At 72.9% G+C, this 23150-nt stretch carries 18 protein-coding genes; 15 read left to right on the top strand and 3 right to left on the bottom strand.

What is annotated here, in order from left to right:
• The first annotated feature begins 48 nt into the window (after nucleotides 1-48).
• The 4 genes from ABD297_RS06280 to ABD297_RS06265 are packed head-to-tail and all read left to right on the top strand — an operon-like array spanning nucleotide 49 to nucleotide 5059.
• A complete protein-coding gene (locus tag ABD297_RS06280) occupies nucleotides 49-1974 on the top strand; it encodes a M3 family metallopeptidase (protein ID WP_344253972.1) in 1926 nt (641 codons plus the stop codon).
• Nucleotides 1959-2834 (top strand): MOSC domain-containing protein, encoded by an 876-nt coding sequence (locus tag ABD297_RS06275; protein ID WP_344253971.1) that lies wholly within the window; start codon nucleotides 1959-1961, stop codon nucleotides 2832-2834. Before ABD297_RS06280 ends, ABD297_RS06275 begins: the two co-directional genes overlap by 16 nt.
• Nucleotides 2835-2892: 58 nt before the next feature.
• Nucleotides 2893-3351: a hypothetical protein gene (locus ABD297_RS06270; protein ID WP_344253970.1), complete on the top strand. Its 459-nt coding sequence runs from the start codon at nucleotides 2893-2895 to the stop codon at nucleotides 3349-3351.
• Nucleotide 3352: 1 nt separating this feature from the next.
• On the top strand, nucleotides 3353-5059 hold the full coding sequence (locus ABD297_RS06265) for a DUF5671 domain-containing protein (protein WP_344253969.1): 1707 nt from the start codon (nucleotides 3353-3355) through the stop codon (nucleotides 5057-5059).
• A gap of 118 nt (nucleotides 5060-5177) precedes the next feature.
• Here the strand turns inward: ABD297_RS06265 and ABD297_RS06260 are convergent, their stop codons facing one another.
• Nucleotides 5178-7208: an acyltransferase family protein gene (locus ABD297_RS06260; RefSeq protein WP_344253968.1), complete on the bottom strand. Its 2031-nt coding sequence runs from the start codon at nucleotides 7206-7208 to the stop codon at nucleotides 5178-5180.
• A gap of 107 nt (nucleotides 7209-7315) precedes the next feature.
• Between ABD297_RS06260 and ABD297_RS06255 the strand changes: the two genes are divergently transcribed.
• Both ABD297_RS06255 and ABD297_RS06250 read left to right on the top strand, forming a co-directional pair.
• The gene (locus ABD297_RS06255) at nucleotides 7316-7630 is read left to right on the top strand and encodes an acylphosphatase (RefSeq protein ID WP_344253967.1); all 315 of its coding nucleotides are present in this window, start codon (nucleotides 7316-7318) and stop codon (nucleotides 7628-7630) included.
• An 18-nt stretch (nucleotides 7631-7648) separates the two neighbouring features.
• Complete coding sequence (locus tag ABD297_RS06250) at nucleotides 7649-7951, top strand: chorismate mutase (protein ID WP_344253966.1); 303 nt, start codon at nucleotides 7649-7651, stop codon at nucleotides 7949-7951.
• Nucleotides 7952-7978: 27 nt separating this feature from the next.
• On the opposite strand, the gene ABD297_RS06245 is transcribed toward ABD297_RS06250, so the two are convergent.
• Nucleotides 7979-8647, bottom strand: coding sequence for an MSMEG_1061 family FMN-dependent PPOX-type flavoprotein (locus ABD297_RS06245; RefSeq protein WP_344253965.1), 669 nt, complete (start codon nucleotides 8645-8647; stop codon nucleotides 7979-7981).
• A gap of 138 nt (nucleotides 8648-8785) precedes the next feature.
• Here ABD297_RS06245 and smc point away from each other — a divergent pair, with 138 nt between their 5' ends.
• The 6 genes from smc (at nucleotide 8786) to ABD297_RS06215 (ending at nucleotide 18663) form a co-directional block, all read left to right on the top strand.
• Entirely contained in the window at nucleotides 8786-12364 is a 3579-nt protein-coding gene (gene smc / locus ABD297_RS06240; protein WP_344253964.1) for a chromosome segregation protein SMC, read from the top strand.
• Between the two features lie 225 nt (nucleotides 12365-12589).
• Entirely contained in the window at nucleotides 12590-12772 is a 183-nt protein-coding gene (locus ABD297_RS06235; protein ID WP_344253962.1) for a hypothetical protein, read from the top strand.
• A 143-nt stretch (nucleotides 12773-12915) separates the two neighbouring features.
• Nucleotides 12916-14121, top strand: coding sequence for a signal recognition particle-docking protein FtsY (gene ftsY / locus ABD297_RS06230; RefSeq protein WP_344253961.1), 1206 nt, complete (start codon nucleotides 12916-12918; stop codon nucleotides 14119-14121).
• 297 nt (nucleotides 14122-14418) lie between these two features.
• Complete coding sequence (locus tag ABD297_RS06225) at nucleotides 14419-15885, top strand: ammonium transporter (protein ID WP_344253959.1); 1467 nt, start codon at nucleotides 14419-14421, stop codon at nucleotides 15883-15885.
• Nucleotides 15882-16220 (top strand): P-II family nitrogen regulator, encoded by a 339-nt coding sequence (locus tag ABD297_RS06220; protein ID WP_344253958.1) that lies wholly within the window; start codon nucleotides 15882-15884, stop codon nucleotides 16218-16220. Before ABD297_RS06225 ends, ABD297_RS06220 begins: the two co-directional genes overlap by 4 nt.
• A 70-nt stretch (nucleotides 16221-16290) precedes the next feature.
• Entirely contained in the window at nucleotides 16291-18663 is a 2373-nt protein-coding gene (locus ABD297_RS06215; RefSeq protein ID WP_344253956.1) for a [protein-PII] uridylyltransferase, read from the top strand.
• A 97-nt stretch (nucleotides 18664-18760) separates the two neighbouring features.
• On the opposite strand, the gene ABD297_RS06210 is transcribed toward ABD297_RS06215, so the two are convergent.
• A complete protein-coding gene (locus ABD297_RS06210) occupies nucleotides 18761-19162 on the bottom strand; it encodes an NUDIX hydrolase (protein ID WP_344253955.1) in 402 nt (133 codons plus the stop codon).
• Between the two features lie 95 nt (nucleotides 19163-19257).
• On the opposite strand from ABD297_RS06210, the gene ffh reads away from it, so the two are divergent.
• From ffh to ABD297_RS06195, 3 genes are all read left to right on the top strand, one after another.
• Nucleotides 19258-20886 (top strand): signal recognition particle protein, encoded by a 1629-nt coding sequence (ffh, locus tag ABD297_RS06205; RefSeq protein ID WP_344253954.1) that lies wholly within the window; start codon nucleotides 19258-19260, stop codon nucleotides 20884-20886.
• A gap of 195 nt (nucleotides 20887-21081) precedes the next feature.
• Entirely contained in the window at nucleotides 21082-22179 is a 1098-nt protein-coding gene (locus ABD297_RS06200) for an amidohydrolase family protein (RefSeq protein ID WP_344253952.1), read from the top strand.
• Nucleotides 22169-23149 carry a GNAT family N-acetyltransferase gene (locus ABD297_RS06195; RefSeq protein WP_344253951.1) on the top strand — a complete coding sequence of 327 codons (981 nt, stop codon included), beginning with the start codon at nucleotides 22169-22171 and terminating at the stop codon, nucleotides 23147-23149. The genes ABD297_RS06200 and ABD297_RS06195 overlap by 11 nt, the downstream gene beginning before the upstream one ends.
• Nucleotide 23150 lies beyond the last annotated feature (1 nt).

Here is a 23150-nt window from a genome sequence, read left to right as displayed (position 1 = left end):
GGACCGGGGTTCGACGTCCGGGCCGGCCGGCGGCATACAGTGCCGACTGTGACGACCGTGCCCACCCACCTGCCCCTGCCCCTCGAGAGCGACTGGCTCGACTGGGTCGGCGCCCGCGGCGAGCAGCAGCTCGCGCTGGCGCGCTCCCTCGTCGAGGGCCTGCGCAGCGACCCGCCGCGTGAGCCGCTCGAGGTCCTCCGCGTCTGGAACGACGCCCAGACGGCGCTGTCCAACGCAGCCTCCGTCGGGTCGCTCTTCTCGGAGGTCCACCCGGACGAGGCGGTGCGCGAGCGCGCCGAGGCCGTGGCGCAGCAGGTGCAGAAGCTCGACACCGACCTCGGTCTCGACACCGGGTTGTATGCCGTCCTCGCCGGTCTGGACGCGACCGGCCTCGACGCGGACGCGACGCGGGTCCTCGAGCGCACCCTGCGCGACTTCCGCCGCTCGGGCGTCGACCAGGACGAGACGACGCGCGACCGGCTGCGCGAGCTGAGCGAGCGCGCCATCCTGCTGAGCCAGGAGTTCAGCAAGAACATCCGTGAGAACGTCCGCAGCATCCGCCTCACCCCCGACCGGCTGGCCGGCCTCCCGCAGGACTGGGTCGACGCGCACCCCGTGGACGACGAGGGTCTCGTCACCGTGACGACCGACTACCCGGACGTCGTGCCGTTCCGCACCTTCGCGCACGACGCGCAGGCCCGGCGTGACCTCGTGACCGAGTTCCTCACCATCGCCTGGCCGGCCAACGACCGCGTGCTGCAGGAGATCTTCGCCGTCCGGCGCGAGCACGCCGCGCTGCTGGGCTACGCGTCGTGGGCCGACTACGACGCCGAGGTCAAGATGATCGGCAGCGGCAAGGCGATCGGCGAGTTCATCGACCGCATCACCGAGCTGTCCACCGCGAGCGCCGAGCGCGACAAGGCGGTGCTGCTCGAGCGCCTGCGCCAGGACCGGCCCGACGCCACCGACATCGACGGCGCCGACGTCTCCTACTACGCCGAGCTGGTCCGCAAGGAGCAGCTGGCGGTCGACGCGCAGAAGGTCCGCACCTACTTCCCCTTCGAGTCGGTGCGCCAGGGGCTGCTCGACGTCACCGGCCGCCTCTTCGGCCTCGAGTGGTCCCTCGTCCCGCGCGAGGACGCCCGGACCTGGCACGAGGAGGTCGCGACCTACGACGTGTCGTTCCAGGGCGAGCGCATCGGGCGCATCCACCTCGACCTGCACCCGCGCGAGGGCAAGTACAAGCACGCGGCCCAGTTCGACCTGGCCCGCGGCGTCGCCGGCACGCAGCTGGCCGAGGGCGTGCTCGTGTGCAACTTCAACCGTGGCCTCATGGAGCACGACGAGGTCGTCACCCTCTTCCACGAGTTCGGCCACCTCGTGCACCACGTCCTCGCCGGCCGCACCGAGTGGGTGCGCTTCTCGGGGGTCGCGACCGAGTGGGACTTCGTCGAGGCCCCGAGCCAGATGCTCGAGGAGTGGGCCTGGGACTCCGACGTCCTCGCGACCTTCGCCCGCAACACGGACGGGGCGACGATCCCGGCCGAGCTCGTGCGGGCCATGCGGCGCGCCGACGACTTCGGCAAGGGCTACGACGCGCGCACGCAGATGTTCTACGCCGCGCTGTCCTACGACTTCCACGTGCACGAGACCGACGACCTCACGGACCGCCTGCGTGAGCTGATGGAGCGCTACTCCGTCTTCCCGCACCTCTCGGGCACGCACATGCAGTGCCACTTCGGGCACCTCGACGGCTACAGCTCGGCCTACTACACGTACATGTGGTCGCTCGTCATCGCCAAGGACATGTTCTCGGCCTTCGACCACGGCGACCTCTTCGACCCCGAGGTCGCGGGCGCCTACCGTGACAAGGTCCTCGCCCAGGGCGGCCGGCGGGACGCGGCCGACCTCGTCGAGGACTTCCTCGGCCGGCCCTACACCTTCGACGCGTATGCCGCGTGGCTCGCGGAGTGACGCCGCGCGGGCGTGAGGGTGTGCACGTCACGGCGCTGACGGCATACCCCGTGAAGTCGCTCGGCGGCGTGTCCCTCGAGGCCGCGGCCGTCGAGGCGCAAGGACTGCGCGGTGACCGGCGGTGGGCGGTCGTCGACCCGGACGGCACCAAGGTCACCGCCCGCGAGGAGCACGCGCTGCTCGGTCTGCGGGCCGAGCCGCTCGACGGGGGCGGAGTCCGGCTGCTCGGATCCGGTGGCGACCCGGTCGAGGTGGCGCCGCCCCACGACGCACCGCCCGTGCGCGTCGGCTTCTCGGGACAGGACCGGGCCCGGCCAGCCGGGCCACGCGCCGACGACTGGCTGACGGCCCGGGTGGGACGACCCCTGCGGCTGGTGTGGCAGGACGACACGACGCACCGCCCGATCCGGCCGGACCTCGGTGGCGCCGACGGCGACCGCAACTCGCTCTCGGACGCCGCCCCGCTCCACGTCACGTCGGAGTCGTCTCTCGCGAGGCTGAACGACTGGGTGGCCGAGACCGCCCTCGAGCGTGGTGAGGAACCGCGGGATCCGTTGGGGCACGAGCGATTCCGACCCAATGTCGTCGTCGCGGGTGCAGAGCCGTTCGCCGAGGACACCTGGGCGACGGTTCGCATCGGCGACGTCGCGTTCCGGACGACGATGGTGTGCGACCGGTGCGTGATGACGACGATCGACCGCGACGACCTGAGCACCGGCAAGGAGCCGATCCGCACCCTGGCCCGGCACCGGAAGTGGGAGGGCGCCACGTGGTTCGGCATCCGGCTGACTCCGGTGCTGCCGGTCGGGCCGGACGCCACGCTGCGCGTCGGGGACGAGGTCGTCGCGCTGGGTCGGTGAGTCCCACATCACCGTCCGAAGGTCCTCGGCGCCAACGGAACCGGTCGAGACTGGAGGCATGAGGACGAGTCGGGTCCTCGGGGGTGTCGTGGCCGTGATCATCGCGCTGGCCACCGTCTCGGCGGTCGTCGCCTCACGGCGCGCCCCGCCGGCGGTCCCCGCTGGAGGGCCGGTCGCAGCGGTGCAGTCCTACCTGACGGCCGTCCTCGACGGACGCACCGCGGACGCCGCCGGCTGGATCGATCCCGCCGGACCCTGTCGTGCCCGGGACCTCGAGAACGGCTCGGTGGCGCCCGGCTACGGCGCGCCCGGTTCCCGGGTCGACCTCGTCGCCAGCAGCGCGAGCGGCTCGACGGCCACCGTGGACGTCGAGATCCGGTTCGCCGACGGCGGGATGGACCCGTTCGGCGGCTCAGGCTACGTGGAGCGGCGGACGTTCTCGCTCCGCACCGTCGAGCGCGCATGGCGTCTCACCGGGACGCCGTGGCCCCTCGAGTTCTGCGACATGGGAGGTTGAGATGGTCGGCACACTGGTCCTGGCGCTCGTCGTCATCGCCCTGGTGGCATGGGGCGGCAGACGAGCGTTGTCGCACGGCGGTCCCCGTGGCTCCGACGGGACCTCGATCCGCCGCTTCTTCACCTACCTCGTCCTCTTCGGCCTCCTCATGGTGGCCGTCACCGGCGTCGTCGGCCTGCTCGCCCGGGTCATCGACGTCGGGCGGCCGACGGAGGGCTTCGAGGACCTGCTGGCCCAGCAGACGGCCTTCGCGGTCGTCGGGCTGCCGCTCTACGTGGTGCTCGCGGCGTGGACCAGGGGCCACATCCGCAGCGACGCCGCCGAGGCACGCTCGCGCGGCTTCACCCTCTACCTGACCGCCGCATCGGTCGTCTCGGTCGTCTCGGTCGTCTTCGCCCTCCAGATCACGGTCGGGTGGGCACTCGGAGTGCCGTTCAGCGGTGGCTCGCAGTTCGCCGAGATCGTCGTTTGGGGCGGTGTCTGGCTCGTCCACCGCGCGATCGAGCGCCGCGTCGTGGGGCGGGACGTGCTGACGGTGGCCGGGCTCCTCGGAGCCGCCGTCGGGCTCAGCGTCGCATCGGCGGGGACGGTCCTGCTCCTCGGCGGTCTCCTCGGCCAGGTCCTGGGGATCTCCACGAGCACCGCGCCCGACGCGCCCTCCGCGGTGCAGCTCGGAGTCATGACGCTCGCGGCAGGGCTGCCGGTCTGGGCGGTGTGCTGGCTGCTGCCAGCGCGCCACCTCCAGCGCGGCACGCTGTGGCACGTCCTGGTCCTGCTCGTCGGGGTGGCCGGCGGACTGCTCACGGCGGTCGTGGGGGCGAGCGTCGCCCTCGACCGGCTCCTCGTGTGGCTCCTGAGAGGAGCCGGGGCGAGTGGCACGTCGCAGCTCGAGGCGCTGCCGTGGGCCCTCGGCGCCGTCGTCGTGGGCGGGGTGGTCTGGGCCTACCACCGGGCCGTCCTGCGCCCGGCGGCCGACACGGGACGCACCGAGGTGCGCCGGGCCTACGACTACCTGCTCGCGGGGGTGGGGATCGTGGCGGCAGCCGTGGGCCTCGTGGTCATGATCGTGGCCGGGGTCGAGGGGCTGGGCGGCGCCGACGCTGCCCTCGTCGGAGGGAGCGACCCGCTCGACACCGTCATCGCCGCGGCGACCCTCATGGCGGTGGGAGGGCCGGTCTGGTGGTTCTTCTGGCGACGCCTGGAGCGGGAGGTGGCGGCGGACCCCGTGGGGGAGCGGCGGTCCGCCAGCCGTCGGGTCTACGTGCTCGTGCTCTTCGGGGTGGCCGGGGTGGCCGCCGTCGGCGCCCTGCTCGCGGGCGTGGTCAGTGCCCTGCAGGACGTCTTCGCCGGCACGGTCGGGCCGCAGACCCTCCAGGCCGTGCGCTACCCGCTCGGCATCATCGTGACGTCCGGGCTCGTGGCCGCCTACCACTGGACGGTGCTCCGGGCGGACCGCGGCGTGCTGGGGGAGCAGCGGCACGGGCCGCGCTACGTCATGCTCGTCGGGCCGGCCGACCCGGACGTCGTCCGGGCCGTGCACGCACGCACGGGCGGAGCCGTCAGCCTGCTGGCGCGGACCGACACGACGGCGCCACCCTGGACGGTCGATGCCCTCAACGAGGTCCTGGCCGACCTGCCGGACGCGGCCGTGGTGGTGCTCGCCGGCGACGACGGTGAGCTGCGCACGATCCCCGTCACCCCTCCCTGACGGCTGGGACGGTCCGGCGACGTCAGGCGACGCGACCCGGCGGCAGCCCGGGCGGTCAGGCGTCGATGACGGCGCCCGGGCACCCGGCCGGCCCTCGCGGCGTGGCAGGCCTGCGGCCTCAGGGGATCGGGAGGTCCTTGAGCACGACCTTCGTGCCGGTGTTCCTGGCGGAGAGGTCGGCCATTGCCTGTCGCACCGTCTTGGAGAAGAGGTGGGCGCCCCTGATCGTCGGGTGGATCCGGTCGGACTGGACCTGGTCGGGGTGGGCCCGGATGGCGTCCGCCCAGTCGGCCACCACGACGTTGGGGCGTCCGCGCGCGACGAGCTCGAGCGTGGCGTTGTCGGTGTCGACGCGCGCGAACGGGCCCATGATGTTGACGAGGACGACCATCCGGTCGGGGCCGAGGACGTCGAGGACCTGCTTGACGCGGTCCTCGTCGACACCCGCGTTGGTGCCGAAGGCGAGGATGACCGCGCGCCGGTTGCCGTCGCCGCGAGCCGAGACCTCGGTCAGCCCGTCGGACCACCGGCGGTTGGACTTGGCGTCGATGCGGATGCCGGGGAAGTAGTACTGGAGCGCCTGCAGGCTGCCGACCATGATCGAGTCACCGTAGGCGTCGATCTCGTTGCCGGTGGGCATCGTGAACGACGCGTTCGCGCCCGACGCGCTCCGGGACGGGGACGCGCCCGTTGGGGCGGTCGCCCGCGTCGTCGTCGCCGCCGGGACGGAGGTGGGCGTGGCGGACCCGGGCGTGGCAGCGGCGGTGGGGGCGGCCGTCGCGGACGCGTCCGCCGCGGCCTCGTTGGCCGCGAGCAGGCGGGCGGTCTCGCTCTGGTCGGGGGCCGTCAGGACGATGACGGTAGTCCCGACGGCCAGCACCGTGACGACCGCCGCGAGTCCACGCCGGCCGCGCAGGGTCAGGATCGACAGCCCGCGTCGCAGTGCCGTGGCCACACCCCTGAAGCCCAGGGTGCGGAAGGGCGTCTCGACGAAGCGGAAGGTGAGGTCGGCCAGTGCGAGCGTCACGAGCACGCACCACAGTCGTGTCAGCAGGTGCGACGGCGTGCCGGGGGCCGACGGGTTGTCGAGGGCGACGAGCAGGATGACCGGCCAGTGCCAGAGGTAGATGGAGTAGGACCGCGCCCCGACCCACCCGGCCACGGGGTGCCGCATCACCCGCTGGGTCGCCGTCATGCCACCCGGGCGCCGCTCGAGCACCCCCATGACGAGGACCGCGGTCGCGACCGACGCCATGACGATGCCGCCGCGGAAGGTCAGGCTCGACTGCTCGTCGAGGAGGAACATCTCGGCCAGCAGGACCACGAGGGCCAGCGGCACGGCATACGCCCCGAAGCGACCCCAGCGGGACGGGGCCACCCACCCCGCGAGCCGCGGACTGGCCCACGCGAAGGCGAGCGCGGCGCCGGCCATGAGACCCATGACGTGGGTGTCGGTGCCGTAGTAGACGCGGGTCGCGTCGGTGCCCGGCGTGAACATCACCGCCATGAGCACCGAGGAGGCGAGACCTACGGCGAGCGCGACGCCCACCCGCACCCGGCTCGCCACGGCGAGCAGGGCCAGGGTCACCAACGGCCACACGAGGTAGAACTGCTCCTCGACGGCCAGCGACCAGAAGTTCATGAACAACTGGGGCGCGGTCTGGTCGAAGTAGCTGCTGCCGGCCGTGATCTCGATCCAGTTCGTCGAGAAGGTGAGGGCGCCGAGCATCTGGCGGCCCACCTCGACGAGCAGGTCCTGGCTGACCGCGCGCGCGATGAGGACGCTGGTCAGGACGCAGAGCACGAGGGCCGGCAGGAGGCGGCGGGCCCGGCGGACCCAGAACTGCGACAGGGCGATGCGCCCCGTGCGCTCGTGCTCGCGCACGAGCAGCGTGGTGATGAGGAAGCCCGAGACGACGAAGAAGACGTCGACGCCGAGGAAGCCGCCCGGCAGCCACGACGCGTTGAGGTGGTAGACGAGAACACCGACGATGGCGAGGGCCCGCAGTCCGTCGAGCCCCTCGATCCGGCCCGAGCGGCCCGGGGAGGTGCCGACCGGACGGGCACGCCCCGATCGCGGTCCGGCCTCCGTGGCCGCCTCGGCGGTCTGGCTCGTGCCAGCCGCCCGTGAAATCGCCGACGTCGTCACGTCGCTCCTTCCGTGGGCTGCAGTGAGTGGAGTCACCGGTGTGCCTGCCGTGAGCATAGTGACGGGTGGTGCCGACACCGCGGCGCCACGCGGCATACCGTGTCGGGGTGGACGAGCGATCGACTGGACCGGCCGGTGAGACCGTGAGGCGCACGATCTTCGTGCGGGGCTCGGTGCAGGGCGTCGGCTTCCGATGGTGGACCCGGGCCCGCGCGCTCGAGCTCGGGATCGTCGGGCACGCCCGCAACACGGCCGACGGCCGCGTCGAGGTCGTGGCCCAGGGGAGCGCGGACGCCGTCGACGCCCTCGAGGCGCTGCTGCGCGAGACGCCCTCGACGACGCGCCGCCCCGGCCACGTCGAGAGCGTCGTCGTGCAGGCCGGCGTTCCGAGGGACGGGACCACGGGTTTCGTGGAGCGCTAGTCCACCTAGGCTGGCCGCGTGAGCGACGTGCCCGAGGTCCCTGCCGAGCTGGCCCGGCTGCGCAGCAGCATCGACAACATCGACGCCGCCCTCGTGCACCTGCTGGCGGAGCGGTTCAAGTGCACCCAGCAGGTCGGGCGGCTCAAGGCGGAGCAGCACCTGCCCGCCGCCGACCCCCAGCGCGAGGAACGTCAGATCGCGCGGCTCCGGTCGCTCGCCGACAGCGCCGGCCTGGACCCCGTCTTCGCCGAGGCGTTCCTGAACTTCATCATCGCCGAGGTCATCCACCACCACGAGCGCATCGCGAACGGCGACGCGTAGGACGCGTACGACGCGTACGACGGGTCGTCAGTAGAGCGTCGCTGCCTGCCGCTCGTCGAGCGCCGCGTCGTAGGCGGCCGCCTCGTCGTCCGAGGCGAACCCGCCCGCCTCGCGGGTCATCGTGCCGGCGGTCGGAAGGGTCTTCGGGTCGACCTGGGCGCTGCTGTCCCACAGCCGGCTTCGCTTCACCGCCCGCGCGCACTGGAAGTAGATGCGCTCGACCGTCACGACGAGCACCGACGCCGGGGCGATGCCCCTGACGGTGTGCCGGGCCAGCTCGTCGGGGTCGGTCGAGATGACCGCGGTCCCGCGCACGCGCAGCTCCTCGCCGAGGCCGGGCACGAGGAAGAGGAGCCCGACGCGCGGGTCGGCGACGACGTTGCGCAGCGTGTCGAGGCGGTGGTTGCCGCGGCGGTCCGGCACGACGAGGGTGCGCTCGTCGCGCACGACGACGAAGCCCGCGGCATCACCGCGAGGTGGCTGGTCGAGGCCGCCGGCACCGACCGTGGCGATGACGACGAACGGCGCGGCTGCGATGATCCGCGCGTGGCTCGGGGTGATCGTCGCGGACTCCTTGGCGAGGCTGTTGGGCGCCGGGTCGCCCGGGTAGACCTCGAGCAGCCGCTCGAGCGTCGTGACCGCGTGCGCGTCGCTCGGGTCGGGGGTCGCTCGGGGCCGGGTCGCGTCGGTGTCCACCCGTCCACGGTAGGCGGTCGTATGCCGTCACGCGGGGGCCCTGCGAACGCGCAGGTCGCTCGCCTCCCCGGGGCAGCGCCCACCGGCTAGTACGCTGACCGGGATCGCTGGCTGGCTGGACAAAGGATTTCTCGGGTCGTGTACGTCAAGAGCCTCACCCTGAAGGGCTTCAAGTCCTTCGCCTCGGCGACCCACATGCGGCTCGAGCCCGGCATCACCTGCATCGTCGGCCCCAACGGCTCCGGCAAGAGCAACGTCGTCGACGCGCTCGCCTGGGTCATGGGCGAGCAGGGCGCCAAGTCGCTGCGCGGCGGCAAGATGGAGGACGTCATCTTCGCCGGCACCTCCGGTCGCGCGCCGCTCGGACGCGCCGAGGTGGCCCTGACGATCGACAACACCGACGGTGCCCTGCCGATCGACTACACCGAGGTGACGATCGCGCGCACGATGTTCCGCAACGGCGGGTCCGAGTACGCCATCAACGGCACCCCCTGCCGCCTGCTCGACGTGCAGGAGCTGCTCTCCGACAGCGGCATCGGCCGCGAGATGCACGTCATCGTCGGGCAGGGGCAGCTCGACACCGTCCTGCGCGCCACCCCGGAGGAGCGCCGCGGTTTCATCGAGGAGGCGGCCGGCGTCCTCAAGCACCGCAAGCGCAAGGAACGTGCGCTGCGCAAGCTCGACACGATGGAGGCCAATCTCACCCGGGTGCACGACCTCACGGGGGAGATCCGCCGCCAGCTCGGCCCGCTCGGGCGCCAGGCCGAGACCGCGCGCAAGGCCGCCGTCATCCAGACCGACGCGCGCGACGCCCGACTGCGCCTCGTCGCCGACGACCTCGTCCAGCTGACGTCCACGCTCGAGCAGGAGGTCGCCGACGAGTCGGCCCTCATCGAGCGCCGCTCCGAGGTCGAGGAGTCCATCGGTGACCTCGCCCACCGGCTGTCCGCGCTCGAGGAGGCGGCCGAGGCCGCCCGCCCCGCGCTGACCCGCGCCCAGGACGAGTACGTCGCGCTCGGTCGCCTCGTCGAGCGGATGGCCTCGACGCGTTCGCTCGCCGCCGAGCGGGTGCGCCTGCTCAGCGAGGACGACGAGCCCGACGCCCCCGGGCAGAGCCGCGACCCCGTGCAGCTGCGCGAGCAGGCCGCCGAGGTGCGCGAGCAGGAGGCCTACCTCCTGGAGGAGATCGCCGAGGCCAAGGCCGCGCTCGAGGAGGCGGTCATGAACCGCACCGACGCGGAGCGCGGCCACGCCGAGGAGACCTCTCGCCTCCAGCGCGAGGCGCGGGCCGCCGCCGACCGGCGCGAGGGACTGGCCAAGCTCGGCGGCCAGGTCGGCGCCAAGGCCTCGCGCATCGAGGCCCGTGAGGCCGAGGTGGGACGCCTGCGCAGCACGATCGAGGCCGCCCAGGCCCGCGCCGCCGAGGCCGAGCACGAGTTCTCGCGCCTCGAGTCGAGCGTCGCCCAGGACGAGGAGGGCGAGGAAGGGCTCGACACCGCCTACGAGGAGGCTGCCGCGCGCCTCGAGGCCGCCGAGGCCGAGCTCGCCCGCTGGAAGGAGGCCGAGGCCACCGCCGAGCGCGCCCGCACGACGGCCGCCGCCCGCGTCGAGGCCCTGGGCCTCAGCCTGAGCCGCAAGGACGGCGCCGCCGCTCTGCTCGCCGCCGCCGACGACGGACACGAGATCCTCGGGTCGGTCGCCTCTCTCGTCACCGTCGAGGCCGGCCTCGAGAACGCCGTCGCCGCAGCGCTCGGCTCCGCCGCGGAGGCACTGGCCGTCGGGTCCCTCGATGCCGCGGCGGCCGCCCTCGACGCCCTCCGCGACGGCGACAACGGCCGCGCCAGCCTGCTCGTCTCCGAGTCGGCCACCGCCGTCGACCGTGCGTCGTGGCCCGTCCTGCCCGGCGGGGCCCGCTGGGCGCGCGACGTCGTCGAGTGCCCCGACTCCGTGCGTCCTGCCGTCGAGCAGGTGCTCGAGCGCGTCGCCCTCGTGCCGGACGGCTCTGCCGCCCGGACCCTCGTGCGCCAGCACCCGGGCGTCACCGCCGTCACGCGCGGCGGCGACGTCTACGCCCCCGGCGCCGTCCGCGGTGGCAGCACGAGCGCCCCGAGCCTGATCGAGCTGCAGGCCGCCCTCGACGACGCCCAGGACGCCATGGCCCGGGCCACCCGGGAGGGTGAGGAGGCCCGCTTCCGCGTGGCCGGTGCCGAGTCGAGCCGCGCCGAGCTCGCCGAGTCGGTCGAGGTCGCCCTCGAGCGGCTCAACGAGAGCGACGCCCGGATGGCCGCCATCGCCGAGAAGCTCGGCTCGCTGGGCCAGACCCTCCGCGCCGCGCGGTCCGAGGTCGAGCGCACCGAGAAGGCCATCGCCGACGCCATGACCGCCCTCGAGGCCGACCAGACCGAGCACGCGGCGCTGCTCGAGCGCCTCGAGGCCGCCAGCGGCGAGGGCGACTTCGCCGACGAGCCGTCGACCGAGGAGCGCGACCGGCTCGAGGCCGTGGCGCGCGAGGCCCGGGCCAGCGAGACGGAGCTGCGCCTGGCACTGCGCACCCGCGAGGAGCGGGCGCGAGCCCTCAAGGACCGGGGCGACGCGCTCGAGCGCAGCGCCCGGCACGAGGAGGAGACCCGTCGGCGCCTCGCCGAGAAGCGCGAGCGCCGCGCCCGTGAGGCCGCCGTCGCCGACGCCGTGCGCGCGGCTGCGACCTGGGCCCACGAGCTGCTCGCCGAGTCCGCCGAGCAGGCCGGGCACGCCCGTGCCGCAGGCGAGGCGGAGCGCACCGAGCGCGACGCCGAGCTGGCTGTCGTGCGCCGTGACATCTCGGTGCTGCAGGCCGAGCTGCGCGAGCTGACCGACAGCGTGCACCGCGACGAGGTGGCTCGCACCCAGCAGCGCCTGCGCATCGAGCAGCTCGAGACCAAGGCGGTCGAGGAGCTCGGCATCGCGCCGTCCGACCTCGTCGAGGAGTACGGCCCGCACCAGCTCGTCCCGGCCGTCCCCGACCCCGACGCAGACCCCGACGCGCCCCAGCCCGACCCGGTGCCGTTCGTGCGCGAGGCGCAGGAGAAGCGGCTGCGCCAGGCCGAGCGCAAGCTGAACGCCCTCGGGCGCATCAACCCGCTCGCCCTCGAGGAGTTCACCGCCCTCGAGGAGCGCCACAAGTTCCTCACCGAGCAGCTCGAGGACCTCAAGAACTCCAAGCGAGACCTGCTCGACATCGTCAAGGAGGTCGACGAGCGCGTCGAGCGTGTCTTCGCCGAGGCCTTCGAGGACACCGCCGTCCAGTTCGAGCGCGTCTTCCAGCGGCTCTTCCCGGGCGGTGAGGGGCGGCTCGTGCTGACCGACCCGTCCAACATGCTGACCACCGGCCTCGAGGTCGAGGCCCGCCCCCCGGGCAAGAAGATCAAGCGGCTGTCGCTGCTCTCCGGTGGCGAGCGCTCGCTCGTCGCGGTGGCCCTGCTCGTCGCGATCTTCAAGGCCCGGCCCTCGCCCTTCTACATCATGGACGAGGTCGAGGCCGCTCTCGACGACGCCAACCTCGGCCGCCTCATCACGCTCTTCGAGGAGCTGCGCGACAGCTCCCAGCTCATCGTCATCACGCACCAGAAGAAGACGATGGAGATCGCGGACGCCCTCTACGGCGTCAGCATGCGGGGTGACGGCGTCACGACGGTCGTGAGCCAGCGCCTGCGCGACGTCGCCGACCGCTCGGCCTGACGCACCCGGCATACGCCCTCGGTGGGCCCGGGAGGGCCAGGGAGGGCCGGCCCGGCCGTGTCCGGCTGCTCGGTGTCGCCCGAGGTGGGTCGCGCGCGTGGCTCGGTGTCGCTCGGTCCGATCGGTCGGGATGCCCGGAGTGGCCGCGCGCCGGCACGTTGGAGTTGCCAAATCGTCACTTCATGCTATTTGCGTCACGCCAGTCACATGCGTCACTCTTGTCACATGGTCTTCCTGGTCATCTCGATGCTCGTCGTCACCGTGCTCGGTGTCGCGGTCGTCGGCGTCGTGGCGGTGCCCGCGCACCGCGGCGGCCGCGACCTGCTCACCACCAAGGGGGAAGGGGTCGCACGCTCGGCACGTCGCCGCGCCGCCACCCTCGGCCGACCGCGCGCCCGCACCCACTAGGGCCGCGCCGACCACCTGCCCATCCCTCGACCACCGGCGGACACCGGTGGTCGAGCCGCGTCCGGACACCCGGCTGACGCCCCGGTTCATGGGGCTCCCGGCCGCCTCGTGGGCGAACGGGGCGTCGCCGCGACCGTGGTTGGATGGCTGACGTGGACACAGTCTTGATCTACGTCATCATCGGCGTCGCCATCGTGCTCGGCGCCGTCGGCTACGGCGTCAGCCTCCTGCGCGGCCGCGGCCGCACCCTCGAGCGCCAGGCGCCTCCCGCACGACCGGGGCTGCCCGCCGAGGACCTCGACCGCCGCCCGCCCGCGGGCCCGACCGACACGGTCGAGGCGCCCGAGGCGCCGGGGGCGCCTGCCGAGGTCCAGGTCGAGGAACCGACCGCACCCACCGCGCCCGAGCCGACCCTCGAGCGCCCGGAGTCCGCCCGTGGCCGGCTGCAGCGCCTTCGCGCGCGCCTGGCCCGCTCCAACTCCTCCATCGGCCAGGGCCTGCTGGCCCTGCTGTCGCGGGGCAAGCTCGACGAGGAGGCCTGGGAGGAGGTCGAGGACACCCTCATCTCCTCCGACCTCGGGGTCGAGGCGACGATGGAGCTCGTCGACTCGCTGCGCACGCGCGTCAAGGTCGACGGCACGACCGACGAGGCGACCGTCCGTGGATGGCTCCGCGAGGACCTCCTCGCGCTCGTCCAGCCCGACATGGACCGCCGCATCGCGAGCAGCCGCGTCGGTGACCGTCCCGCCGTCATCCTGGTCGTCGGCGTCAACGGCACCGGCAAGACGACGACGGTCGGCAAGCTCGCCCGCGTGCTCGTCGCCGAGGACCGCGAGGTGCTGCTCGGCGCGGCCGACACCTTCCGCGCCGCTGCCGCCGACCAGCTCGAGACGTGGGGCGCCCGCGTCGGGGTCGCCACCGTGCGGTCCGACAAGGACAACGCCGACCCGGCGGCCGTCGCCTTCGACGCGGTCAAGGCCGGCATCGAGGAGGAGGTCGACGTCGTCATCATCGACACCGCCGGCCGCCTCCACAACAAGGTCGGCCTCATGGACGAGCTCGGCAAGGTCAAGCGCGTCATCGAGAAGCAGAGCGAGATCGACGAGGTCCTGCTCGTCCTCGACGCGACGACCGGCCAGAACGGCCTCCAGCAGACCAAGGTCTTCTCCGAGGCGGTCGACGTCACCGGCATCGTGCTGACCAAGCTCGACGGCACGGCCAAGGGCGGCATCGTCGTCGCGGTCCAGCGCCAGCTCGGCGTCCCGGTCAAGCTCGTCGGCCTCGGTGAAGGACCCGACGACCTCGCCCCCTTCGACCCCGAGGCCTTCGTCGACGCCATCGTCATGTAGTCCCCTCCCACCCTGAGCTGGAGCCGGGGAAGGGCGCAACCCAGGGCGTGCCGGCGGTCCACCCCGACCAGACCACCCCCGACCACTCCACGTATGCCGTCCGGCCCAGCCGGGCGGCATACGTGCGTTCCCGAGAGGGGCGCGGTGGCCGACGCCGTCCAGCGGTCGGTCGGGGGAGTCCACGATCCGGACGGCCACGGTGGGGGAAACCATCCGCTAACACCGCCCACCCGTTGTTGACATGCCTGTAACAAACGGCGCCGTCGCCCGAAATTGGGCCCGTCCATCGTTCTCGCCATGAGCGCACTTACCTACGTGACGGCAGAAGCGCCGTTCACCGACAGCGGGAACACCGCGTGGGTCCTGGCAGCGGCCGCCCTGGTCCTGTTCATGACGCCCGGTCTCGCCCTCTTCTACGGCGGCATGGTCCGCACCAAGAGCGTCCTCAACATGATGATGATGTCGTTCATCACCATGGGGACGGTCGGCACGGTGTGGATCCTCTGGGGCTACAGCGAGACGTTCGGCAACGACGTCGGCGGCGGTCTCCTCGGCAATCCCTTCGAACACTTCGGGCTCACGGGCGTGCTCGATGCCATCTACGGCTTCGTCCCGGCATCCGGGGGGACGCCGGCTGCGGGCGGCATCCCCGGCGGCGCCTTCGTCGCCTTCCAGGTCGTCTTCGCGATCATCGCCGTGGCTCTCGTCTCCGGCGCCATCGCCGACCGGGCCAAGTTCGTCACGTGGACGGTCTTCACGGTCATCTGGGCGACGCTCGTCTACTTCCCGGCGGCCCACTGGGTCTTCGCCTTCAACGGCTTCGCGGCCGAGACGGGCGGCTGGATCGCCAACAAGGCCGAGGGGCTCTTCCTCGGCGGCGCCGGCGCCTACGACTTCGCGGGTGGCACGGCCATCCACATCAACGCCGGTGTCGCGGGCCTGGCCCTGGCCATCCTGCTCCGCAAGCGGGTCGGGTGGCCCAAGGAGCCGATGCGTCCGCACAACCTGACGCTGGTCATGATCGGTGCCGGCATCCTGTGGTTCGGCTGGTTCGGCTTCAACGCCGGCTCGGCGCTCAGCGCAGGCACCCTGGCCTCCGGCGTCTGGGTCAACACCCTCGGCGCCACCTGCACGGCCATGCTCGGCTGGCTCATCACGGAGAAGATCCGCGACGGCCACGCCACCTCCCTCGGTGCGGCCTCCGGTGTCGTCGCCGGTCTCGTCGCCATCACCCCGGCCTGCGCCACCGTCTCCCCGTGGGGCGCCCTCGTCGTCGGTCTCGCGGCCGGTGTGGGCTGTGCCCTCGCCGTCGGCCTCAAGTTCCGCTTCGGCTTCGACGACAGCCTCGACGTGGTCGGCGTGCACCTCGTCGGCGGCCTCATCGGCACCCTGCTCATCGGTTTCTTCGCCGACGCGACCAACAGCCCGACCGGCACGGCGGGCCTGAAGATGAACGACGGTCTCTTCTTCGGCGGAGGCTTCGGGCAGCTGTGGGCCCAGACCCTGGGGGCGGTCGCGGTGCTGGTCTACTCCTTCGTGGTGACCTTCGCCATCGGCTGGGTCCTGCACAAGACCATGGGCTTCACCATCTCCGAGGAGGAGGAGGTCAGCGGCATCGACCTGCTGGAGCACGCAGAGACCGCGTACGACCTCGGCTCGTTCACGGGTGGCAGCCGTAGCCTGCCCACCTCGGGCGTCGTGGCCGAACGAACCCGACAGCCCGTCGCCGACGAGCCGTCCTCCAAGGAAGGGGCATCCGCGTGAAGCTCATCACCGCCATCATCAAGCCGCACCAGCTCGACGAGGTGAAGGAGGCGCTGGAAGCCTTCGGGGTGGCCGGCATGACCATCAGCGAGGCCAGCGGCTACGGCCGCCAGCGCGGCCACAGCGAGGTCTACCGAGGCGCCGAGTACACCGTCGACTTCGTGCCGAAGGTGCGCCTGGAGGTCCTCGTCGACGACGTCGACTCCACGGACGTCCTCGAGGTCATCCTCAAGGCCGCCCAGACCGGTCGCATCGGCGACGGCAAGATCTGGTCCGTCCCGGTCGAGGACGTGGTGCGGGTCCGCACCGGCGAGCGGGGCGTCGACGCCCTCTGAGCGTCGACGCACCACTCGGGACCGCACCGAAGACCACCACACGCACCACAAGGGGACGGCGAGACCTGACATGACGGATGTGACCTCACGACGTCTCGACCTCGCCGGCACCCGCACCTTCGCGACGCCCGGCGCCGGCCAGACCCGGCGCCGGGCGCTCGCGGAGTTCGGGTTCGGCTGGCTCCAGGAGCTCTGGCGCGAGGCGTGCGCCGGACGCCGGCACGAGGGCGTGGCCCTCGCCGCCGTCGGCTCCCTCGCCCGCGGCGACGGCGGACCGCTCAGCGACTACGACCTGGTGCTCGTGCACCACCCGCGCGGGCTGTCGGGCAAGGAGGTCGGCGCCTTCGCCGACAAGCTCTGGTACCCGATCTGGGACGCCGGGGTCCGGCTCGACCACAGCGTGCGCACCGTGGCCGACTGCCGGGCCGTCGCGTCCGACGACCTGTCGGCCGCGGTCGGCCTGCTCGACCTGACGCACGTCGCGGGTGACGCCGACGTCGTCAACGCCGCCCGCTCGACCGTGGCCCACGACTGGCGGGCCAACGCCCGCACGCGCCTCGGCGAGATGCAGGACTCGGTGGTGCAGCGGCACGCCCGGCAGGGCGACCTCGCCCACCTCATCGAGCCCGACCTCAAGGAGGCCCACGGCGGCCTGCGCGACATGTCGGTGCTGAGGGCGCTCACCGCCGCCTGGCTGACCGACCGCCCCCACGGCGAGGTGGACGAGGCCTACGAGCGCATCCTCGACGTGCGCGACGCCATCCACGTCGTCACCGGGCGCGGCCGCGACCGCCTGACCCGTGACGACCAGGACGCGTGCGCCGCCCTGCTCGGCTACACCGACGCCGACGACCTGCTGACCGACCTCTCCACCTCGGCCCGCACGATCGCGTATGCCGTCGACGGCACCCTGCGCCGCGCCATGCAGTCCCAGCGCGCCCGAACCCTGCGCGTCGGTCCGCGCCGGCCGCAGCTCGCTCCGCTGGGCTACGGGCTCTACCGGCACGACGGCGAGGCGGTCCTCGGGCCGTCGGCCGACCTGTCCTCGGACCCGATCATCCCGCTGCGCGCCGCCGTCGTGGCCGCACGGGGCGGCATCCCGCTCTCGCCGACGACCCTGAAGAACCTGGCTGCGACCGCGCCGGCCCTGCCGGAGCCGTGGCCCGAGGTCGCCCGCAACCTCTTCGCCGACCTGCTGGCGTCGGGCCCCGGGCTCGTCACCGTCTGGGAGGGGCTCGACCTGGCCGGCGTCGTCGAGCGCTGGATCCCGGAGTGGCAGGCGGTCCGCAGCCGTCCGCAGCGCAACGCCGTCCACCGGCACACCGTCGACCGGCACCTCATCGAGACGGTCGTGGCCGCGAGTGGCATGGTCCGCGACGTCGCCCGCCCCGACCTGCTCATGCTCGCCGCGGTGCTGCACGACATCGGCAAGGTGCCGGGGTCGCAGGACCACAGCGTCACCGGCGCCGACCTGGCCGACACGGTGCTCCAGCGGATGGGCGTCACCGACGCCGACCGCCGCACCGTGGTGCGGCTCGTGCGTGAGCACCTGACCCTGGTGGAGCTCGCGACCCGTCGCGACCCCGAGGACCCGGCGACCATCGCCGCCCTGTCCGAGGCCGTCGACGGCTCGGCCGCGACCCTCGACCTGCTGCGCGCCCTCACCGAGGCGGACGCGTCGGCGGCCGGCCCCAAGGCCTGGAGCGACTGGCGCGCCGGACTCGTCCAGCGCCTCTACCAGGCCTGTCGCACGGCCCTGACCACCCAGAGCAACCAGAACCGAGGAGAGGGGGCGCTCGTCGTGGAACCGATCGAGACCCTGTCGCTCTCCGACGACGCCCTCGACCAGATCGCGTCCGGAGAGCCCTACGTCACCGTGTCGTCGCTCGGCGGCGCGCACCGCATCGACATCATCGACCGCGACCGCGCAGGCCTGTTCGCCGACACCGCGGGCCTGCTGGCGGCCCACGGGTTCGTCGTGCGCTCGGCGATCGTGCGCACCGTCGACGGCGTGGCGGTCAACGAGTGGTGGGTCGACTCGCCGGGCGGGGAGACACCGCTGCCGCCGGTCATCGCGCGTGACCTCGTCCGGGTGGGCAAGGGCGACCGCTCGCCCCTGGGCAAGCTGCAGCGGCGCAAGTCCACCGGGGTGCGCAGCCCCGGCTCGGGCTCGGTCGACTCGACGCGGGCCATGGTGATCAGCAGCGCGTCCGAGAGCGCCACGGTCATCGAGGTCCGCGCGACCGACCGGCCCGGGCTGCTCCAGGACATCGGGATCACCCTGGCCCGCGCCTCGCTGTCGGTGCGCTCCGCGCACATCGCCACGTATGCCGGCCAGACCCTCGACACGTTCTACGTGACCGAGTTCGGTGGTGGCCAGCTCGCGCCGGCCAGGGCCGCCCAGGCGGTGGCGATGATCATCGACACCTGCGACGCCGACTGAGCAGCCTCCTCATCCCACCGGCACCCGACAGCGGTTCGATGTGTCTGCGCGGCGCCTGGGCCGCGCAGATACATCGAACCGGGGGGAGCGGCTCGGCTCAGTCGAGGAGGTCGGCCTCGTGCAGGTGGGCCAGGACGAGCCGGTCGACGGCGGAGACCCGGTCGCCGTCGCCGGCCGTGACCCACGCGATCTCCTCGATCTCGCGCGACGGCACGAGCCGGCCGGTGTGCACGGCGGTGTAGCAGGTGAGCCGGACGAGCAGCCCGTCCGCGCGGGCGTCGGCCGGGGCCTCGAACGTGCCGACGTGCAGGGCTGTCGACGGCTCCACCGTCACGGCCAGCTCCTCGTCGAGCTCGCGGACCAACGTGTCCACGTCGCTCTCGCCGGGCTCCCGCTTGCCGCCGGGCAGGTAGAAGCGCTCCCGTCCGGTGTTGCGGGCCACGAGCAGCCGGCGCTCCTCCAGGTGGATCCACGCGATCTTGTCGATGAGGTCAGCCATCGGACCAACGTAACCGCCACGCGTGACGGAGGCTCACGGCATACGTCCTCGGGCGTCGGGTCGGACCCACGCGCCGGAGCGGATAACCTTGCCCGGTGTTTGCATCCCTGTCTGACCGCCTGACCGCGACGTTCAAGAACCTCCGCGGCAAGGGCCGGCTCACGGAGTCCGACGTCAACGCGACGATCCGCGACATCCGCCTCGCCCTGCTCGACGCCGACGTGGCGCTGCCCGTCGTCAAGCGCTTCACGGGGTCGGTGCGCGAGCGGGCCCTCGGTGCCGAGGTCAGCCAGGCGCTCAACCCGGCGCAGCAGGTCGTCAAGATCGTGCAGGAGGAGCTCGTCGGCATCCTCGGCGGGCAGACGCGCACCATCCGCTTCGCCAAGCAGCCGCCGACGGTCATCATGCTCGCGGGCCTGCAGGGCTCGGGCAAGACGACCTTCGCCGGCAAGCTCGGCAAGTGGCTCAAGGACCAGGGGCACACGCCCCTGCTCGTCGCGGCCGACCTGCAGCGCCCCAACGCCGTCACCCAGCTCGAGGTCGTCGGTGAGCGCGCGGGCATCCCGGTCTTCGCGCCCGAGCGCGGCAACATGGGCGGCCACGACGCCGTCCTCGACTCCGGCGAGGGCACCCGCTCCTTCGGTGACCCGGTGTCCGTCTCGCGGATGGGCATCGAGCAGGCCCGCGCCAAGCAGTACGACGTCGTCATCGTCGACACCGCCGGTCGCCTGGCGGTCGACGCCAACCTCATGCAGCAGGCGGGCGACATCCGCGCGGCCATCGCGCCCGACGAGGTCCTCTTCGTCCTCGACGCGATGATCGGCCAGGCCGCTGTCGAGACGGCCCAGGCCTTCCACGAGGGCGTCGCGTTCACCGGTGTCGTGCTGTCCAAGCTCGACGGCGACGCGCGCGGCGGCGCCGCCCTGTCGGTCGCCGAGCTGACCGGCGAGCCGATCATGTTCGCCTCGACCGGTGAGAAGGTCACCGACTTCGAGGTCTTCCACCCCGACCGCATGGCCAGCCGCATCCTTGACATGGGTGACGTGCTGACGCTGATCGAGCAGGCCGAGAAGGCGTTCGACAAGCGCCAGGCCGACGAGATGGCGCGCAAGTTCCTCGCGGAGGAGGACTTCACCTTCGAGGACTTCCTCCAGCAGATGAACGCCATCAAGAAGATGGGCTCGCTCAAGTCGATGCTCAAGATGATGCCGGGCATGCAGGGGATGCGTGACCAGCTCGACGCCTTCGACGACCGCGAGTTCGACCGCGTCGAGGCGATGGTCCGCTCGATGACCCCCTTCGAGCGCACCCACCCGAAGCAGATCAACGGCTCGCGCCGGGCCCGCATCGCCAAGGGCTCCGGTGTCACGGTGACCGAGGTCAACCAGCTGCTCGAGCGCTTCGGCCAGGCCCAGAAGATGATGAAGTCGATGGCGCGCGGCGGTGGTGGCGGCATTCCCGGCATGCCGGGCATCCCCGGTGCCGGCAAGCGCGGCAAGCAGCAGCCGCAGCGCAAGAAGAGCAAGAGCGGCAACCCCGCCAAGCGGGCCGCCGAGGAGCGGGCAGCGGCGGAGAAGGCGGCCTCGGGCCGGGCCGCCTCGGCTGCGAGCGCGTTCGGGGCTCCCGGCGCCGACGCCGACGGCGCGGCAGACGCCGACCCACTGGCCGGCTTCGACGCCTCCAACCTGCCCAAGGGCTTCGAGAAGTTCCTCGGCGGTCGCTGACCCGAGCCCACCGAGGACGTATGCCGCCGTGCCCGACCGGGTGCGGCGGCATACGTCCTCGTGGACGTGCAGCGTCGTGTGTGCAGTGGCCGGAGTCCTGACCCCGAAAGCTGCACACGGGACCGGCTCGGCCGTTCCGGCGCACCCCCGCACGCCCTCCCGGGACGCGGGTGATCCTGCAGCTAGGGTCGGTCCATGAGTGCAACGAGTGCACCGGTGCTCCACGTCCGCGGTCGGGTGCTCGTCGGTCCCGACGAGGTCGTCGACGAGCTGTGGGTGGTCGGGGGGCGCATCTCGTTCACGCCACCCGCCGACCGCAGCGACGTGCAGACGCTCGAGGGCTGGGTGCTGCCCGGCCTCGTCGACGCCCACTGCCACGTCGGCCTGGGCCCGCACGGCGAGGTGCCGCGCGAGGAGGCCGAGCAGCAGGCGCTCACCGACCGCGACCACGGGACGCTCCTCATCCGCGACGCCGGCCAGCCCGGAGACACGAGATGGGTCGACGAGCGCGAGGACCTGCCGAAGATCATCCGCGCCGGCCGCCACATCGCGCGCACCCGGCGCTACATCCGCAACTTCGCCCACGAGGTCGAGGAGGACGAGCTGGCCCGCCACGTCCGCCTCGAGGCGCACCGCGGCGACGGGTGGGTCAAGCTCGTCGGGGACTGGATCGACCGCGACGTGGGCGACCTGGCCCCGAGCTGGTCGCGGGCGGCCGTCGCCGACGCGATCGCCGCGGCCCACGAGGAGGGCGTGCGCGTCACGGCCCACTGCTTCGGCGAGGAGTCCCTGCGCGACCTCGCGGCTGCCGGCATCGACTGCATCGAGCACGCGACGGGGCTGCAGGAGGACTCCATCGACACGTTCGCCGCCCAGGGCATCGCCATCGTGCCGACCCTCGTCAACATCGCCCAGTTCCCCGACCTGGCCGCGCCGGCCAAGGAGAAGTTCCCCGGCTACCACCGCCACATGCTCGACCTCCACGAGCGGCGCTACGCCACCGTCGGGGCCGCGCACGAGGCCGGGGTGCCCATCTACGTCGGCACCGACGCCGGCGGGAGCCTGCCGCACGGGCTGGTCGCGCGGGAGATGGTCGAGCTCACCAAGGCCGGGCTCACCAACGGCGAGGTCGTCGCCGCCGCCACGTGGGCCGCCCGCGAGTGGCTCGGACGCCCCGGGCTCGTCGAGGGCGAGGACGCCGACCTCGTGGTCTACGCGTCCGACCCGCTCGCCGACGTCACCGTCGTCGCCGACCCGCTCGGCGTGGTCCTGCGAGGCCGCGTTGTCGCCTGACCACGCCGCCGAGCACGCCGCCCAGCCCCCTGTCCGGCACCCCGCCGAGCCCGCTGCCGACGAGCCGCCCTTCACGGCCACGGGGGAGCGGGTCACGGTCCGTCCGCCGAACCCGGCCGACATCGAGGCCTACACCGCCGCGGTGACCCTCTCGGAGCGGCGCCTCGCCGACTTCGCGATGCCCGACCCGCACAACCTGCCGGTCGTCATCGACAACCAGTCGCCGACCTACCGGACCTTCATGGTGCACGCGCTCGAAACCGAGGGCTCGCACGGGCTCGTCGGTCGGATCAACGTCGCCAACGTCGTCGGCGGCTCCTTCCGCAGCGCGAGCGTCGGCTACGACTCCTACGACCCGTATGCCGGCCGCAGCCTCTTCGTCGAAGGGCTGCGCCTGACGCTCGACCTCGTCTTCGCCGACCCGCCCCAGGGCATGGGCCTGCACCGCGTCGAGGCCAATATCCAGCCGGCCAACCACCGGTCCGCCGGGCTCGTGCGCTCGCTCGGCTTCGTCCAGGAGGGCTTCTCCCGCGACTTCCTGCACCTGCCCGGCCTCGACGGCCGCCGCGACTGGCGCGACCACGAGCGCTTCGCCATGCTCTCGAGCGACTGGCCGGCCGTGCCCTACCGTCCGCACGGCCACCGGCGGATCGCCTGCGTCGTCACCGGGCTCGGAGGTGCCGGCTACGGCTACGGCGGCACGAGCCTCGGCGCCGCCGTAGCCGCCGAGCTCGGCGTCCCGCTCTTCTCCTCGACCGCCGTCGAGAGTCCGGCCGCCCTCTTCGAGCTGCTCCGCTGCTCGCCCGTCGGCGGGGTCGTCGAGGGCAGGCTCAGTGGCCCCGAGCTGCGCATGGGCCTCGCCCGGGCCGGCTACGAGCCCTCCGGCGTGCCCGTCCTGGACCACGCCGTCGACGTGCCCCGCCGGGACGTCGTGAGGCACGCGCTCGCGGTCCGCGCGGCCTACGCCTGAC

It is taken from the genome of Terrabacter carboxydivorans (assembly GCF_039532035.1).
GTDB classification, from domain to species: domain Bacteria; phylum Actinomycetota; class Actinomycetes; order Actinomycetales; family Dermatophilaceae; genus Terrabacter; species Terrabacter carboxydivorans.
Note: the sequence above shows the minus strand (reverse complement) of the source record. Positions and strands in the feature narration are given on the sequence as shown.